This window comes from Fictibacillus barbaricus (assembly GCF_014635025.1).
GTDB classification, from domain to species: Bacteria; Bacillota; Bacilli; order Bacillales; family Fictibacillaceae; genus Fictibacillus; species Fictibacillus barbaricus.
In genome coordinates this window covers 584,724-600,843 of sequence record NZ_BMCE01000001.1, presented here as the reverse complement: position 1 = coordinate 600,843, position 16,120 = coordinate 584,724, and the positions used below count along the sequence as shown (strand labels likewise).

10 protein-coding genes and 1 pseudogene are annotated in these 16,120 nt (G+C 35.1%); 2 read left to right on the top strand and 9 right to left on the bottom strand.

The window, feature by feature from the left end; translation table 11 throughout:
- Nucleotides 1–6: 6 nt before the first annotated feature.
- The 3 genes from IEV52_RS02825 to IEV52_RS02815 form a co-directional block, all read right to left on the bottom strand.
- On the bottom strand, nucleotides 7–5,688 hold the full coding sequence (locus IEV52_RS02825) for a DNRLRE domain-containing protein (RefSeq protein ID WP_188401009.1): 5,682 nt from the start codon (nucleotides 5,686–5,688) through the stop codon (nucleotides 7–9).
- A 16-nt stretch (nucleotides 5,689–5,704) separates the two neighbouring features.
- On the bottom strand, nucleotides 5,705–7,699 hold the full coding sequence (locus tag IEV52_RS02820; RefSeq protein ID WP_188401008.1) for a family 10 glycosylhydrolase: 1,995 nt from the start codon (nucleotides 7,697–7,699) through the stop codon (nucleotides 5,705–5,707).
- A 538-nt stretch (nucleotides 7,700–8,237) separates the two neighbouring features.
- Nucleotides 8,238–9,278, bottom strand: a complete 1,041-nt coding sequence (locus tag IEV52_RS02815) for a serine hydrolase domain-containing protein (RefSeq protein ID WP_188401007.1) — start codon at nucleotides 9,276–9,278, stop codon at nucleotides 8,238–8,240.
- Nucleotides 9,279–9,837: 559 nt separating this feature from the next.
- On the opposite strand from IEV52_RS02815, the gene IEV52_RS02810 reads away from it, so the two are divergent.
- Together IEV52_RS02810 and IEV52_RS02805 are read left to right on the top strand one after the other, a co-directional pair.
- Nucleotides 9,838–10,062: a hypothetical protein gene (locus IEV52_RS02810; RefSeq protein WP_188401006.1), complete on the top strand. Its 225-nt coding sequence runs from the start codon at nucleotides 9,838–9,840 to the stop codon at nucleotides 10,060–10,062.
- 260 nt (nucleotides 10,063–10,322) lie between these two features.
- On the top strand, nucleotides 10,323–10,577 hold the full coding sequence (locus tag IEV52_RS02805; RefSeq protein WP_188401005.1) for a hypothetical protein: 255 nt from the start codon (nucleotides 10,323–10,325) through the stop codon (nucleotides 10,575–10,577).
- A gap of 127 nt (nucleotides 10,578–10,704) precedes the next feature.
- On the opposite strand, the gene IEV52_RS02800 is transcribed toward IEV52_RS02805, so the two are convergent.
- The 6 genes and pseudogenes from IEV52_RS02800 to IEV52_RS02775 form a co-directional block, all read right to left on the bottom strand.
- A complete protein-coding gene (locus tag IEV52_RS02800; RefSeq protein WP_188401004.1) occupies nucleotides 10,705–11,553 on the bottom strand; it encodes an alpha/beta fold hydrolase in 849 nt (282 codons plus the stop codon).
- A gap of 101 nt (nucleotides 11,554–11,654) precedes the next feature.
- A pseudogene (locus tag IEV52_RS02795) lies at nucleotides 11,655–11,792 on the bottom strand (GNAT family N-acetyltransferase); the annotation flags it as partial.
- Nucleotides 11,793–11,948: 156 nt separating this feature from the next.
- Nucleotides 11,949–13,019 (bottom strand): HNH endonuclease, encoded by a 1,071-nt coding sequence (locus IEV52_RS02790; RefSeq protein ID WP_188401003.1) that lies wholly within the window; start codon nucleotides 13,017–13,019, stop codon nucleotides 11,949–11,951.
- Nucleotides 13,012–14,547, bottom strand: a complete 1,536-nt coding sequence (locus IEV52_RS02785; protein ID WP_188401002.1) for an ATP-binding protein — start codon at nucleotides 14,545–14,547, stop codon at nucleotides 13,012–13,014. Before IEV52_RS02785 ends, IEV52_RS02790 begins: the two co-directional genes overlap by 8 nt.
- A 106-nt stretch (nucleotides 14,548–14,653) precedes the next feature.
- Entirely contained in the window at nucleotides 14,654–14,842 is a 189-nt protein-coding gene (locus IEV52_RS02780) for a hypothetical protein (protein ID WP_188401001.1), read from the bottom strand.
- Between the two features lie 149 nt (nucleotides 14,843–14,991).
- Entirely contained in the window at nucleotides 14,992–15,732 is a 741-nt protein-coding gene (locus IEV52_RS02775) for a hypothetical protein (RefSeq protein ID WP_188401000.1), read from the bottom strand.
- Nucleotides 15,733–16,120 lie beyond the last annotated feature (388 nt).

Here is a 16,120-nt window from a genome sequence, read left to right as displayed (position 1 = left end):
AGCTCCTTATGGCCTCTTATGGAAACGCCGATCCAATTTCTTACCTTGTTTCAATTGAATATATTTCACGTGCCGGCTTTCCCATCTTTCGGCGTTGTAACGACCTCTTAAGTTAACTCGTACAATCCTTGATTTGTACCGGTTACCATACTTCTTGTTGAACTTTCGTACCTGTTTTTCCGCACGTGAAGATTTACCGTCACGACGGACTCTTCCACCACTGATACCTACTTTCTTAACTTCACCTGTATATTTATCGTAGATTTCATAACCATGGTGGTTCTGTGGGTTTCGTTTACTGTTGGAGTGGCGTTTATACTTTTTGTTCGCCTTACTCATCATTCTATTATACTTGTTGATTTTTTTGTAGGTCTTGTAGACCTTATAAACACGATAGCCCCCGATAACTACCGGAATAAACCAAGCAAGGCGTCCATCCGGATCCACAAACATTACTGGATTATTATCTGCGTAGACATATCCATTTTGTGAAACCGGGTTCGTTTTGTCACCTAACTCAGGATCTAGGTTAAAGAAGCGCCCTGTTTCTGGGTTATAGTAACGCTGTTGAAGATAATATAGGTTCGTCTCCTGATCGTATCGGTATCCTGCGTATCGGAACGGTACTTCAGAAGCAAAGGTTCCCGTCTCTTTTATGATGTTACCGAATGAATCATACCCAAATTCTGCAACAACAGTTCCAAGTTCATCGGTTACAGTTGTAATATCCCCACGAGCATTACCATGGAAAGCATATGTCTTACCGCTTTTTGTCATAGAAATTGGGTGGTTCCCACCGTCATATACATAAGATGCTAGGATAGCTCCAGACTGATCCGTTTCAAACACTACATTATCGTTTTCGTCATAGGTGTAGAAGATGGTCGAAGAACCAACCGTTTTACTTACCCGAAGTCCATCCGAGTTATACTGATATTTAGCAATAGAAGTAGATGCATTTTTCACTTCTATGATTCTGTCTTCTGCATCATAAACGTAATTCTTTTCTCCATCACTCGTTAAGTTTCCGTTCTGATCATGAGCGGTAGCTACTCCATTGATCGAGCTAAGCTGATTTGCAATATCATACGTATAAGTTTCCGTCGTAACCGTTGATCCCTTTGTAGTTTTCTTAGTAAGTCGGTTCCCTACTTCATCATACGTATATTCTAAAATATCACCGTTAGTGTGAATTTCTTTTACGAGTTGACCGCTCTTATCGTAAGCAAAATGAGCTGTTCCAGACTTTGTTTTCTCTGTAAGTCGGTTCCCCTTTGCATCATACGTATACTCAAACGATTCTAAAGAGGTACCTGAAGCGTTTGTTGTTAGGAGTTTCGTAAGCTGTTTAGCACCGTCATATTCAAATGAAGTAAAGTTACCGTTCTTATGTTTAAGACCTGCAATTTGATCGTTCTCATTAAACGTGAATAAAGCTGCGGTATTACCGCTTAGGATACTAGTAATCTGATTATTTTTATCCAGAGTACGGCTAACTGTATAAGAATTAGTGCCTGCTGAATAAATGGCTGTTAATAGATTACCACTCTTGTCATACGTATAACTGTTCTTCTTGCCCGTAGAATCGGTCTTTTCTTTAATCTTATCGTCAGCATCATAAACGAACTGAGTGGTTAGACCCGTTAATAGATCTTTCTCACTCAAGATGTTTCCATTCGCATCATAAGTGAACTCATATCGTTTTACTCCGTTATGCGAAGTAGAGACTTTACGATCTACGTTATTATAACCACTCTCTACTGTCTTACCATTAGGGGAAGCGATTTTCACTTCATTTCCAGCAATATCATAGGAATATTGGATGGTTCTGCCCAGCTGATCGGTTAAAGATGTCTTGTTATTTCTTTCATCAAATGTAGATGACGTTCGTTGTCCGTTCGCATAAACAGTTCCTGTATGGTTACCTGATTTGTCATACTCATAAACGGTTATGCGATTGTTCTCATCGATCACTTTGGTAAGTTCATCGTTCGCATCATACTCAAAACGACTTGTTTCACTCTCGATCGTTTCACCCGTCACGTTACCGATTGCATCATATGATTTCCAAACCGTATTCCCGTTTGGATCGGTTTCGTTTAGGATGTAGTTTCCGTTTGCATCGTATGCGTAAGTAGTACGTATAGAGCCGATCTGTGCTTTCGCTGCATCAAACCATGCTGTACCGGTCTGGTCTTTGTACTGATAATAAACCGTTAGGGATTTAAAATCTTTTCCTGCTTTAAACCGCAGAGAGACAAGCTGCCAATCGTGACTCTTACTCTTATCAAAGTCTCCGTTCACCCACTGAGTCGTACCATCTGTGTAGTTGATCGCTACATTCATTTGGTATGGACCCGCGGTCGCAGTCGGTGAAGTTACTTTAGAAAAGCCAGAAACTGTGATTTCTTGACCTGCTAAACCGTTTACTTCTACTTCTTGGCGAGCGAACTTATCAACACCACGTTGCCCTGTTAGTTTGATAGACTGACTGCCTACATAGGTTGTAGTAGCATCTAGTCCGTCTGATGTTGTAAGGGTGCCAGGAAGGTACCAATTATCTGGAACGTTGTTATTATCCGTATCTTTTTCAAAGTTGCTGTTAGCAATCAGGTTAAACGCACCAAAATACTCTTCTTCGATCTGTAGACCGTCAAAATAGAAGTCACCAGCCCCACCGTTCACATAAGCCTTTAACGTCATACCTGTCGTATCGCTAGGCATATCTCCAGGGTTGATCACGAAGTGTACGCGTTCAACAGCTGTCGTTCCTTTAAGCATTCCACTGCTGATGGTTTTTGTCATCTGACCTGTAGGGTCTCCACCGGTAATTACGAGCTTCGCGTTAGAATTAGCGTTGACTGTTTTAATATAGCCACTGACCACATATTTCTTTTTCGGATCATAAGAAATGCGTTCACTTTCAACAGCTACAGCAGTGGATGGGTTTGAGATCTTGAGCTGTTTATTGCCAAGCTTTGCACTTTGAACAGCTGCTCCGCCTGTTGCATAAGTAAATGTACCCGTCCCTATCTTCTTCCAGTTGTCTGGCCAGTTATCACTGTTCGCATCTTCTTCAAAGTTTCCGTTTAATAAAAGGTTATCTCCGATACTGATAGAGCTCGTATCTTCGATCGTGTTCCCTTTCGCATCAAATTTAGCTGCAGACGTTTTTGTCTGTGCATCAGTCGATGCGATGTTATTGCTGTTACTATCATATTCTTCTGTTGTTATGTTTCCTTTGGCATCTGTGTACTGAATAGGATTATTGTTCTCATCATAAGAAACTTTCTCTTGTTCGTTCAGCGTATTAGTAAAGCTTGTAACGTTTCCTTCTTCATCGTACACATAATTATAAGCAGCTGTACTTCCGCTTTTGTTCGCGTTCTCATCCTTTTCTTGGATGATGTTGTTTCGGTCATCATAGTTGTATGTTCTTGTATAGTTAAGCCCGCCTGCATCTTCTACAGACTTGATAACATTTCCGTATGCGTTATGAGTATACTCTGTTTTGATTCCCCTAGCGTCTGTTAATGTGGTTACACTCGTTACCGCATCATAGACCATCGTAAAGAAATCACTTTGAACGGTCCCGTTTACTGTTACTGGCTGTTCAAACTTTGAGAGCCTTTGATCTGTATTATAAGTAAGATTCATACGCTTTCCGCGTTCATCCACAAAAGACGTCATCTGATGCTGCGTGTCATATCCATATGTTACAGAAAATAAAGAGGTTCCTCCGCTATCTTTCTTCGTTACACTTGTTAGATTTGAACTTGTATCATACACGTAATGATAAGTTCTACTTGCCGGATCTGTAATTTGACTGATTTTGCCGCTTGCATTATAGGTGATTGTTAGTTTTCTTCCGCCAGCATCTGTTATAGAAGTAAGCTGACTTCCTGTGTACGCGTAAACTGTTTTATTATTATTCGCATCCGTTTCCCCGATCATTTTTCCGCTTGCGTTAAACGTTACATACGATTGGTCTGTGTCTGTGAGTATAAAAGTACCATCCGTGTTTTTCTTTAGCTCTAAAAATACACCACCAGGAGAGTCATAACCACCTGAACTGTTCTTAGAGAAGTAATGAACGGTTCCATCTTCATCTTGGTACTGCACAAGTTCGTCTGTTGCGAACTTTAGATGTTGATCAAGGTTTGAACTCCATCCGTAACCGAATAAGCCCGTAACATCAGACCTGCTGTTATATGTGCGGTTCACTAATAGAGCCATTCCTCGTCCATCAAGGGTTATATCTGTCTCTTGGTTTAAAAAGTTTCCATTATAAGAGTTAACGTTGGACTCTGCTGTTGTCCAGAAACTCTCTACACCGATCGGTTCGATCGTATAGACGACTGTAAGTTTAGGCTTCTTTAGTGGATCCGTCGCGTAGTTACTTGATCGGAACATTTTACGATTCACAGTTTCTGTCGTATTCTTCAGCATGAACCCATAGTTCGGTTTCGTTCCGCCGTACCACTCTTTTATTAAATTTGTGATAAAGAACGTATATTCATTATCAGTCGTAACATTTAAGCTAGAAGTTTGTGCGTCAATTGTCGGCTGGTTGTTCCATGTTACCGTCTCAGAGTCCCAAGCTTTATTGATAGGATATAGACCCACACCCGCAGAATGATCAAAGCCGTTCACGTTAGAGTGAGAGTTTATCTTAAAGTTAGCAGAAGTGATATTTGCACCACTGAGCAGATTCTTTAGATTAAATTTTAAGAGCGAACGTGTCGTTCCGTAATAAACCTGATTACCAGTAATCAGTGAAGGATCTTGAGCATAATTACTTGTTGGATATGTAGAAGAGATAAACGCGTCTTCTGTTGTTCCCTCTTGTATAATAACGCTCGGATCAATAAAAACAGGATAACTGCGAGAAGCATCATTTAACCATTCTTGATTAGGTGTGATATCTACATAGGTTTTACCATTCTCTTCACGTAGTGTCATTCCTACATCATGAGACACGTCTTCTTTGGAGTCATACATAAAAGGTTTAGTTAATGTAAAGAAGTTCTTTCCTTCTTTATCTACAAACGTAATATTACCGCTTTTTTCTTGTTTTGCATGGACCTCTTTTAGTTTAAATTCATACGTATAACGTTCTTGTTTTGGCTTTTCGTGTAGGACAAGGTCTTCTTTTACAGATGTGTTATCCGCATAGAATACTAGATCCGTTTGATCAAATACGCCCTTGTAAGTTGCTTTGTTGCTTTTGAATTCACCCTTTACACTCTCAGCACCAACAAGGCCATAATCGATCTGCTTATCCTTATAATGAATTCGGATCGTTCGGTTATCCTTATTCTTCTTAGCAAATTTTACTTGATATTTGTTTGCTTGGTTTCCATAAGAAAGGTCATCATCACTCCCGGCATCTACTTCAACAATGTTGTTGTTGATATTCTCCCATTTCTTTCCTTTCTTATAATGAATTGGTTCTGTATATTCTTCTAACACATACTCTCTAGTCTCACTATCTAAGTATGTTTTGGATTTTTCAGTACGAAGTCCCGAGAGCTCTTTTAGCTTTTCTACGTTTTTAGCACTTTCTTCGTTTTTCTCTGCATAAACAACTGCTTTTTCTAAAGGTGGAAACATGGTGATGATCAGTGTGAGTACAATCATCCATACGGTCATTCGATAAGACTTTATTTTGGTAATACCTAAATTCATAGTCAATTCTCCCACTCTAGTTTAATGTGATACTGCTAACTTTTCCTGCTTGTATGGTCACGTTGTAAGAAACCCCGTTTAACTGGACTACATAAGTCCCTGGTGTGAGGTCGATTCCAAAGAAATCTCCACTTCCATCGGTATAGAGTTCTTTCGTTTCAGGCCCTGTAATCGTAATGAGCTCGTGATCGGCACCGTTTGTTTTTCCGGAGAGATGACCTTTTGTAGGTGTCACTTTCCAAGGAAGTTCAGGTGTGTTTACCTTTGAAGGAAACACAGCATCCAAACTATACACTGAGGTGTTGCTAAGTGCTGAATAGAACTCACTGTTTCCCACGTTATCTTTATTGGTTACCGCGTAACTGTAGAGGCTGACACCTCTAAGTGTTTTTCCTAAAGATGAAGGACTCTGTGCCTTCTTAATTTGTGTCAGACTCTCCGAGATAGAATTCAGATAGTTCCCCACACCGGATAATGTCATCCTTTTACCTTGATTGTTCTTCTGCCATTCCACCCAGTTTTCGTAATAAAGTTTTTGATTGAGATCATACTCTCTAAAGTAGTTCATCGGTACAGCTAGATCGATACTTCCTTCTGCTAACCAGCTGCGCCAATCTTGAAGTGCACTGTTCATCGTAGAAGATTGGTTCCAATCATCAAGTGTCTTCGGTCCATCACCCCAAGCGATCGTAGCAGCTGAAACCGTCACATTTGGTTTCATGCTCTGAACAGACGTATAGATCTTTCTGACCATGTTCGTGACCTGATCGCGTCTCCATTGTTTCCATATGGAGTCTGTCGGACTGGGAAGGCCCGTTTTGTTGTAAACAGCATTATATCTTTGTACGCTGATATCGTTGTATCCCCACTCTTCGCCCATATAGCGAACAAGGTCCATCTGAACACCGTCGATGTCATAGTTTTTTACTACATGCATGATGACATCTCTTATGAAATCAACAGCATCGGGGTGTCCAGGATCAATCACATACTCAGAACCGTATTGATAACTACCCGTGTATGTTTTACTGAGCCAGTTGTTCTCACTGGGCTGTGTCATACCATGAGCATTAAAAATGTGGTTAGGATCCTTGGGAGGTGTCGTCTTGTTCCAGATCGGCATCATCGCAAACCAAGCATGAACTTGTATGTTAGCGGCATGAGCTTTTTGGATTAGATCAGCTAACGGGTCATATCCGCTCGCTAGGTAAGGATCTTCGGTTTTTGGTTCAAGTGAATTAAGATAGAATGCATCTCCCCTTCTTCTCACTTGTAAAAAGATGGTGTTCGCGTTACTTGCCTCTACATCTTTGATTAACTGATCTACTTGCTGAGGTGTCTTTGCTCCATCGTGAAACATATCAACCCAAAACGCTCGATATTCCGTTTGTGGTGCTTCAGGGATTGTATAAGAAATCGTTAGTTTAGGTTTTTGTGTTGTATAAGTCGAATGGTTGTTAGAATAGAAGATCTTGTTCGCATGAGTCTCATCACGGAATTGAATAGAGATTCCGTTATTTGCTGTTCCTGTGTACCAACTCGATGCCAGGTTTGTGATATAGAAGTCATACCAGCCGGGTTGGCTAACGGTTTGATTTGAAATACTTCCACCAACAACAGGTTTTGTGTTCCAGTTCACATCTGTTGCAATCCAAGTGCTTGTCACTGGCCTTACATCTACTGTTGTGGAATTAGAGGTATTGTAGTACTGATAAAGACTGATCTTAGCGGATTGAACAACTGCTCCCTGAGGAAGACTTGGCAGATTAAATTTCATATAAGATCGAGTGGTTGAAAAGGTTTGGTGTTTCCCAACAACTAAGTACTGACTGTTAGCGTAATTAGTCGTAGGATATTGACTGCTGATATAGGTATCCTCTAAATCAGCTGAAGTGCTTGTCCAAGTTAAGGTTGAGCTGGCTTTTACCACCTGCTTCTGTGTTGTGTTGTCTAGTAAACTCGTAAAACACAATAAAGCTGATAAAAATACAAAAAATACCGTTTTTTTCATCATTCTTCCTCTTTCTTCCTAATATTTCAAACTAAGAAGATTATAATTTGTCGAAAACAAAAGAAGAATAGGAAGATTTTACCGAAAACTTTAATTAAAAAATGACAAATGGACCTTTTGTCATTAGATGCTTCACGTTGTAAACTAAACTGCAAAAAAACGTATCCACAATAAATACTTACAGATAACTAGCTTTATGCAAAAAAAGCCCCCTTCATAAAGAGGGGGCTAAATGCTTAATTTAATTCAATGAATATAAAAAAGGTTGCAAATTTTATAAATGTTAGTTCTTTATTCTTTTCTTTATTTCTACTATCTTGCTCAATATAATGAAGGGTACATTCTTATTACAGAAATGCACCCGTTTGTGGATTAACTTCAATCTAGGAATACTGCCTTTTACTTCAATATAAAAGGCATTTCTCCTTCTTAATGAAATGCCTGTTAGTTGACGAATCTATACTTATTCTCTTACAATTTCAATTTTGCTCAATAGAAAAAAGAACCTTGCGGTAGAAAGCAAGGTTCTTCTAGCTTTTTATTTATAAAGTCTTGTTTTTGTCAATTCTTCTTCTATTCCACTCATTATATCAAATGCTCCAGTGGACATATTAGAACAAACAACAACTTTGATGGATAGATCAGGATAATAAGCTGAGTGAAAGCTAACTCCAGGATCATAGCCCATTATATGATATTTTAAGACACTCCTATCTTCGTTTTTCTTAATCCATATACCATACCCATAGAATCCACTTACATTGACCTGTGTATGAGGCGATAAAAGTTCATTTGTGTAGGTTTCTTTTATAAGTCGATTATTTAAAAGTGAATCCCATAACTTAGTCATATCTTTTACTGTCACAAATGCCCCACCGTCAGAACCACCTTTTACAGGCAAAGAATAGATATTTGTTTTCCATGTACCATCTGGGTTGTCTATATAGCCTAATGCAGTATTAGAAGGGAGTGCATCAAATGAAAAATATCCGGATTCTGTCATATTCGCTTTATCAAAAATATGTTCTTGAACATAATCAGAGAAAGCCATTCCAGTTAACTGTTCAACAATTAACCCTAACAGAATATAACCAGCATTGTTGTAGTGAAACCTCTCACCTACTTGGGATTTCATAGGTTGATTTTGAAACAACGGTAAGAAATCACTTAATTTTCTAATATGATACATTGGATGATTTACCCATAACTCCTCATAGTCCTCCATAACTTCCTCATCGAAGTAATCTGATATTCCCGAGGTATGAGTCAGCAGATGATGGATTGTTACCCTCTCATCAGAGTGCTTAAAATGATGTTTAATGCAATCACTCAATTTAGAATCAAAAGAAACTTTACCTTTTTCCACCAGTTGGCATATTGCTATGGCAGTGAAGAGCTTACAGCCGGATGCAATACCATAACGAGTCGATGAAATATTTTCTATCTGTTCTGAGCGATTAGCATAGCCAAAGTTTTCATTGAATAATAAACTATTATCCTTATCTTCCACAAAAACTGAACCTGAAAAATTATCCTTATTTGAAATATCTTTTACTATCTCTTGTAGTTTTTTGTTCATAGCTATTCCTCCGATTTATCCATATTAAAAATTTTCTTTTGGTTTAAGAAATAGGAATATGCTTGAACATCATTAATACTATTAATCCATATCCCTATTAATTTTTAATTATCATTTCTAAGCCCCCCAATTTTTTCCTAGTTTTAATAATAAAGAATCTTTAGAATTTAATCCATTAACCTGCCCTGTATTAAATTAAAAGGTGCAGCTCTCCTTTTTGAAGAAATGCACCCGTTTATTGAATAACGTTCCATTAAAGGGATTCTAATAACTCTATCTTCTGAATGTCTTTATTATTATTCTTAGTTCTTCTATAACCGTCTTTCGATGCTCTATTATAAACTCTAAGGTATTCTTCAACTGATAGTACACGATTCATATTCCGTTTCCTTCTTCATCCTACTCACCTCGCTAAACTCTTAACTAACATATTATAAGTTTTTGAACATTCGTTACATATTATAATTCTTTCAGACTGTGGGATTCATTTGTACCTTAGTTACAATTTTTCATTTAATATGGAATGTCTTATTCCGATAAACGGTATGAGGTGAATAACATGGGAAATGAACTATTCGCGGGAATCGAGCTTTCTATTTCAGCAGCTCCTTTTTATTTTATGTTTGCAGAATTTATATTCATAGGTCTGATTCTTCATTTGTTTTTTAGTAAGCTACCGAAAAAGTTATATGATTTCTTGGTTAGCTGCAGTTTATTAGGTGGGGCAGTTCTGTGGTTTTATTTAATCTTTGTAGCTGAGTGGTTTCCTCTTTATCAGGAATAAAGAGGATTTTTTTCCTTTTACCGATCAGGTAAAAGGAGGATAAAATAATTACAGAACACACTCCATTTTTTAAAGGGGTTCTCCGAATCATTGAGAGAAATCGAAAAGGATGCTCTCTTTATTCAAGAATCGCACCCGATTGTGGAATATAAAGTTAATTTATATTGTGATTAATCTTCGTAATACATAATAAATGTTCATTGATTTCTTTTAATTTTTACTCCAAAATAAAATAAAAAAGTTTACGAGGAGAACTGCTATTGAATACAAAAGAATTTAAAATATCTCATGGATGGACTATTATTGCTCATGAAAACATCTCAATTTATTCAAAAATTGATGGTTCTAATCCTAACCAATACGTATTATTAGATTGGGATGGTGACGCTATTCTACAAGTTTTCACGGATGATTTTAGCATATATTTAGAACCAAACATGTATGGTCTTAAACACAAAGTTAATGCTAAAAACAAAATTATTACAATTTTTCATGAACCAGATGAAGATGAATAACCATTACAAAAGCATCCCATTTGATGCTTTTTTGTTTTATAGCATAGTGTAAAATTGAATTTACATATTTACTAATTTGACGTAATTCCTTCTTATAGAAATGCACCCGTTTGTTGAATAACATTAGCTAGGACGATTGAGACACAGACCAATTTTTTCTTATTTCTTCTACAACTATTTCTGGGTAATCCCAATGCAACATGTGGGTTGAGTCTGGGATTAATTTAACTGTTCCCTTTGTTTTTTCTCCGAAAATTTTAGCAGTCTTATTCCTATACTCATTCCAGCTGTTCGGTAACGTTGCTCTTAACAGCAGGATTGAAGATGGTAGTTTTTCATAAATATCGACTGTTTCGTGCTTATGCATGGCTCTAATAATATTTGCTGCTGTAGTACCTCTTGCATGCCAATATATTTTTCCTTCCTTTTCAACGGCTAGATCTTTTACTGCTATTTCAATCATTGGAGACCATCTTGTATACGCTGCTTTTTCAGTATTGAAATAGTCATTCCAATTATCGAATACATACTCTTCAAAGTCTTTCTCATAATAGGCTACTTCTTCTTCCATAGTTTGATCCATCAGCCTTTTTGTTTGATAACCTCCATCAATAAGTATTGTACCTTTGACCCTTTGGGGGTATTTCATTAAATAAAACAAAGATACAAAACTCCCCCAGGAATGAGATAGAAAATAAAATTGCTCAACCTCAAGAATATCCAGAATTTCATTCAACCAATCTGTTAAATTTGGCATCTCGTAATCTTTAGTTGACTCTAGTTGATCCGTTTTACCATGACCTGGTGCATCAACCGAGATCAATCTATACTCACCTTTTAGTTGGTCGGCTACTTCTATAAAAGTAAGGCTAGAACCACCTAAACCATGTAAACAAAAGATAACAGGGTTTTTCTTATCTCCCCACTCCGTAATATGTATATTCTTGTTTCGATTATTAATAAAATATCTTTTCACGATTTTTATCTCCTCAAATAACTTTCCCTTAGACTTCAATAAAAAAGTGCACTTCTCCTTCTTTGAGAAATGCACCCGTTTGCTGAAGATGTTAAAGCTGATTACTTATTCACTTTATCCCATTCTTGCTCCAAGATACTGTAAAGTAAAGAATCTCTCCAGCCATCTTTGATTAATAGGTTTTCACGTATTCTTCCTTCTTTAGACATACCTACTTTCTCTAAAACTGTAGCTGAACCTGAATCAATTAAACTTGATTCTAGTATGGGCATGAAGGTAAAACGGTAAACCAGATTTGTTCAACAATCTTATAGGAAAAAGGGATATTGCATTATCTCTTCTTGAAGAAACACCCGTTATTGAACAAATAACCTTTATATTTGACCTGAATTAAACTATACCCAAAAAGGATCTTTAATTGTTAGACTACTATTTCCATTTTCATTAGCTATATAAATACTAAGATCTGACAAGTCTTCTTCTTTTATTTGTTTAAGATAGTCTAACCTTAACTTCGTTAAAACATCATTCTTTTTATATTTAGAAATATTTACGAATTCATCAGAGATTTCTTCTCTGATTTTACATTGAATTTCATTGAAAGACACATTTTTATAACCTTTAATCTGTTTAATTACATTACGCTGAATATCTTCTTTTAATCTAATTAATTTCTTTTTACAATACTTATTATATCTTTCTTCCAAATTAAAGAGTTTGAAAAAATTTTTAACCTTTTCTTTATCCTTACACGAAATATGGTCATAAAATTCTATTTTAATTACTTCATTTTTATAAGTAAAATAAAAATAGTCATCTAAATTATCAAAATATGGATGCATAATAGGTATGTACAATTTTTCTTTTTTTATTCTATCATTACATGCAGTACATGCTACAACTAAGTTTTTTGGAAAAATAGCCAGTAACGGGTACTTAGATTTAGGAATAAAATGATCAACTGATGCAGAATTAAATTCCATTTCATGGTAATCACAATATGGACAAGTGCTTTCAAGAGTAAGTTCTTCCCTAAACTCTCTTATTGCATTATTTTCACCCATTGTGTTGTTAAAAATTTTCCCATGAATTAAATTAGTATAAAAATATTCAAAAGCCTTAGTTAGTTCATCTGAGTATTGAGTATTATCTTCCCACTCTTGAGAAAGAAATTTTTTATAGTTATCAATAAATGCAGTGTATTTATCTAACAAATCTATACCTTCATATTTTAAATCACAAATATATTTCTTTAGATTTGTTCCAGTAGCTACATCTAAAAAGTTATAAATGCAATTTTCATCTTTTTTCAATTCTTTTATTTTTCCAACTAAAATATCTATATCAGACTCTTTCTTAACCTGGAATATCGGTTCTTGGTTGACAAACTCTAGTATCTCAACAACAAATTCATGATATGGTCTAATTAATTTTTCTATTTTAACTGACCACTCTACTTTATACATTTCCGTCACCTTTAGATTCTTTATATGCTTTTAACTTTAAAAATAATTGATACTTAACCTCACTATTGCCAATTTGCGAGTAAATTTTTAGCGCCTTTTCAAAATCTTCATATTCCAAAAGCTTCTCAATTAAGTCTACATATTCATCAATCATTTTACCTTTTTGATCTTCAAGATTAAATATTTCAGAAAGAACCTCTTCATAATTTAAACCTAATGTTTTATCATCAATTTTAACTTGCTTAATATAATAATCCTCTTTTTTCAAACCTATAATACAATTTTTTGTAACATCTGAAATTATTAATGGTGAATGTGTAGCAATTATTACATGACACTTTCTATCTCCTAATAAATCAATAAGTGTCTTTATATAACCCCTTATCCACTTAGGATGCAAATGTGTTTCAGGCTCATCGATTAAAACAATAGAATTATCTTTTACATATTCGTGGAGATCAAAAAATCTTATGAACATACTTAACTCACCAGAACTTAACATCGAAAGCGGAAACAGTTCATCATTATAATTATTTTCAAACCATACATCAGATAATATATTTATTGAAAAGAGATTTAAAAACTTCAAATCCTTCAATAATTGGTTATTGCCACCGGGGTAATGATTTATATCTACAATAGATAATAATTTTCTCTTACCATTTTTATAATTTGATTCAATATTTTTTGTAGCATTTATTAATATTGAAAACTTTTCTAAAATAAACAATGCATTTATTGCATAATGTTCCCCTTTAAAACTTATATTCTGAATTCCTCTTATGTTACTTGAAATATCAGTTAAAGTTTTATTTAATCTCTTTTCAAACGATATAGTTCTTCTACGTACTCTCATTCGACTTGCAAATTCATCTATTGTTCTAACATAATTATGTATTTTATCTTTTACATTTAAATCCAAATTCACATTTTCAAAATTGTACTCTTCATCATTCATTATATGTAGTTTTTTCAGTACTTTATCTAATGCATAATGATTTTTTAGTTGGTAATCTGAAAATTCAAAATGCATTTCTCTTTTCTCATATCCAATATATTTCAATATAGAGTAGACTTCTTCAAATTTATTAGATGCATATTTCATTAATAAACGTGTTGCTAGTTTTTTAATACTTTGTGCATTTATATTCGTTTTTTGTAAAAAAACACTATTAGAAAAACCAAGTTCTTTTGAATTATCTAATTTATCAATAGGAGTATAAGACGAAATAACTATATTTTCTGGATACTCTAAATTAATACCGTTATTTTCCTTTTTATTATATTCATTGCCTTTTAGTAAATAAGTCACTTCAAAATTTTCCATCTCAATGTTCCTATCAATTGGCAGGAAACCATTAATTATTAGTTCAAAAATAGTTGTTTTAGCAGTTCCATTTTCACCAATAATTACAGAGAGTTTCATCTCTTTATCCTTTTCTAAACCCATAATTTTTGATTCTGGAAACACCAATTTAAAGTCCCTCAGTTTTTTAAATTTCTCTACTTGAATTTGTTTGATAAACATTTTTTTCACATCCTATAAATTTAATATTATATATTTATTTACGAAGTCCTTATTCTTTTATATTATCAATTCAATTAGCTGATATTTTACCCATTCTGTAGACTGTTTACGACTCTCTTGTAGTAGTATTATGGCAACATTTAATGGCAACTTTAACAAAGATAGATTCATCAAAATAATATAGATCCTTATGTGCAATAAATGATCCCTCTACCTCTTGAATCTTCCAATCTGGAAAATCCTCTTTATTAGGCGTGGCTTCAACATATTCTAAAAATGTGTTTGGTATATTCATACTCTCCTCCGTAAGTTATTGTCTAAACCGAGATAAGTTTTTGAAGTATAATTTGCCTAAAAAGAAAAAGCCTAACATCATTGCACTTACCAAAGTAATTTTCTGTTGGTCATGTAACGTCATTTATACCCCACCTTTTTATATAAAAATTAGTTACCTTTTTCCTTGAGAGCTTTAACCTTCTCAAGCTCGTCATCAATACGCTTATAGAGGATACCAAATTTATTTGGAACATTTTCATGGTAAAACTGATACCAAACAGAGTTTTTTTTATTATATAGTTTTTCCCACTCTTCTCGGTCTCTCTGAGTTGGTCCTTGAGCTGGAAAATTTTTAAATTCCTTACTTACTGCTTCTGAGAAGTCTTTGTAAAATTGTAAAGCATTCATTAATTCAACCTGTAAGTCAACATCATCTATCTTTTCAATGTAAATCCAAATATCTTCTCTCATTGGCTCAACTTGAATGGTTTTCTGATATGCAGCTCCACTTGGAATTCCCTGGGGGTTTCTTTCAGACCTTAACCTACCATTCTCTGATATGTACTGTTGCATTTCCCCGTTAGCCCGAAATAACTGACCACGCTTCCTTCCAAGTTCATTCTTTAAGCGAATCAAGGCAGGGAGCTGATTAAGTAAGTTGGTTTGTCTTTGTTTAAGCATATCAATTTCAAGCTGTTTCTTTATTTGTGAATTAGCAATAAAGTAGGCTACATAAGCACTTACGAGACCGCCAGTGTAGTTCCCCCAGAAGGAAAGCCACTCATCACCATCTCCATAAGTAAATGGAGTTCCAAACTGAAAAATAGTCATATTTAAAACGACAGGAGCAATAAGAACTGCTCCAACAGTTAGCCAAAAATTCTTTAGGTTCTTTTTCTGCTTTAACATTTGATCTGCTCCTTTTCACAATGAATACTTAATTGTAATACTCATTTAGGGAAATAGTTACTAATAACTTTCAAGCAGTCCCACTTTGATCACTGTCTGTAAAAGCACTGATAATCCCCAATGTTATCTGTCGTTTTTTAATATTTACCAGGATGTTTCACTTATGGAGAAATAAAAAAAGACAGATAAAATACATTATCTGTACTTATTTAGTAACTTTATATTTTTCCTCTATATGGTAGAGCAAAAGATCAATTACCTATTCTTCATTCATTCTATGTTCCTTGTATTCTCCAAGGTTCTACTTAAGTGTTCAAATTCTGTAATCTCTTTAAGAATTTCTAATGCAGCTCCATCTGTATTCAATGTAATTTCCAATTCTTCTAAT

What these genes read in the sequence shown, in the direction of transcription:
- IEV52_RS02825 (WP_188401009.1), bottom strand. Translation starts at nt 5,688, where the DNA reads ATGAATTTAGGTATTACCAAAATAAAGTCTTATCGAATGACCGTATGG.
- IEV52_RS02820 (WP_188401008.1), bottom strand. Translation starts at nt 7,699, where the DNA reads ATGAAAAAAACGGTATTTTTTGTATTTTTATCAGCTTTATTGTGTTTT.
- IEV52_RS02815 (WP_188401007.1), bottom strand. Translation starts at nt 9,278, where the DNA reads ATGAACAAAAAACTACAAGAGATAGTAAAAGATATTTCAAATAAGGAT.
- IEV52_RS02810 (WP_188401006.1), top strand. Translation starts at nt 9,838, where the DNA reads ATGGGAAATGAACTATTCGCGGGAATCGAGCTTTCTATTTCAGCAGCT.
- IEV52_RS02790 (WP_188401003.1), bottom strand. Translation starts at nt 13,019, where the DNA reads ATGTATAAAGTAGAGTGGTCAGTTAAAATAGAAAAATTAATTAGACCA.
- IEV52_RS02785 (WP_188401002.1), bottom strand. Translation starts at nt 14,547, where the DNA reads ATGTTTATCAAACAAATTCAAGTAGAGAAATTTAAAAAACTGAGGGAC.
- IEV52_RS02780 (WP_188401001.1), bottom strand. Translation starts at nt 14,842, where the DNA reads ATGAATATACCAAACACATTTTTAGAATATGTTGAAGCCACGCCTAAT.
- IEV52_RS02775 (WP_188401000.1), bottom strand. Translation starts at nt 15,732, where the DNA reads ATGTTAAAGCAGAAAAAGAACCTAAAGAATTTTTGGCTAACTGTTGGA.